This is a genomic window from Streptomyces sp. NPDC086766 (assembly GCF_044746005.1).
Classification (GTDB): domain Bacteria; phylum Actinomycetota; class Actinomycetes; order Streptomycetales; family Streptomycetaceae; genus Streptomyces.
In genome coordinates, this window is the sequence record NZ_JBIVBI010000063.1 from 1 (window position 1) to 1,326 (window position 1,326).

Annotated in this window: 1 protein-coding gene; it reads left to right on the forward strand. The window is 68.5% G+C overall.

Annotated elements, in window-relative coordinates:
- Positions 1-240 precede the first annotated feature (240 nt).
- Positions 241-1,305: an IS110 family transposase gene (locus ACIPM1_RS33845; protein WP_402441210.1), complete on the forward strand. Its 1,065-nt coding sequence runs from the start codon at positions 241-243 to the stop codon at positions 1,303-1,305.
- Positions 1,306-1,326: the final 21 nt, after the last annotated feature.

A 1,326-nucleotide genomic window follows, 5' to 3' on the forward strand; every position in this document is an offset into this window, starting at 1 on the left:
CTGACTGTGAGGATGTCGGTGGTGTCACCCGAGGCGGTCTGACCCGCCGACTGACCGACGCAGAGGCTGTCTTGTTGATGAAATGTCGGCCGGCTCGGGTGGTGCCGCCCTGCGCGCGGCCGGTCGGGCGTTTGTGACTTCATAGGAGCCCGGCCAAAGGTCCCATCACAGTCTTGTCCTCCCGCCCGACCGGCGCGTGCCCTCCCTCATGCGTCGCGCGGAAGGACAGCACTCACCAGCATGGCAGACGTGATAACGGTGATCGGCGGTGTCGACACCCACACCGACTTCCACCAGGCCGCAGTGATCGACTCCCTCGGCCGGCACCTGGCCACCGAGGCATTTCCCACCACTCCCGACGGCTACCAGCGGCTACTGGAGTGGCTTCGCTCGCACGGTGAGGTCATCGCCGTCGGTGTCGAGGGCACCGGCGCCTACGGGTCCGAACTCGCCCGATTGCTACGGGCGAACCAGGTCACCGTGATCGAGGTGGACCGCCCAGACCGACGGGCCCGCAGGGCCAACGGCAAGTCCGATCCCGTAGACGCCTTCGCCGCGGCGACAGCCGTCCTCTCCGGCCGGGCCAGTGGGACCCCCAAGACCCGCGACGGGATCGTGGAGGCCATCCGCGCCCTGCGAGTGGTCCGCCGCTCAGCCGTCAAGGCCCGCACACAGATCATCAACCAGATCCGCACCCTCATCATCACCGCGCCAGGTGAGGTCCGTGAGCGGCTGCGGGCCCTGACCCCCGCCGAGCTGATCAAGCAGCTGTCACGGTCCCGGCCCGGCGCGGACACCCGCGATCCGTCCTGCGCGGTCAGGATCGCCCTGCGGCGTCTGGCCCGCCGCCACCAGTACCTCACCGAGGAGATCGCCGATGCCGACGCTGAGCTGAAGTCGCTGGTGGGCGAAGCGGCACCCTCGCTGGTCGCGCTGGCTGGAGTGGGCATCGAGACCGCTGCCCAGCTCCTGATCACCGCCGGGGACAACCCCGAGCGGCTCGCCTCGGAAGCATCGTTCGCGCACCTGTGCGCGGCAGCTCCCATCCAGGCCAGCTCGGGCCGCACCAACCGGCACCGCCTCAACCGCGGCGGCGACCGCAGAGCCAACCACGCACTCCACATGATCGCGCTGGTCCGCATGCGCTACGACCAACAGACCCAGAACTACGTCGCCCGCCGCACCGCCGAGGGCCTGTCCAAGAGGGACATCCTCCGCTGCCTCAAACGCTTCATCGCCCGCGAGGTCTACAAGCAGCTCACCCGCCCCCACCACACACCAAAACCGCTCACACAGACCACTTGACGGTCTATAGGAGCTTCATCA

Excerpts from the sequence above, each read along its gene's own strand:
- ACIPM1_RS33845 (WP_402441210.1), top strand. The coding sequence starts at position 241 with ATGGCAGACGTGATAACGGTGATCGGCGGTGTCGACACCCACACCGAC.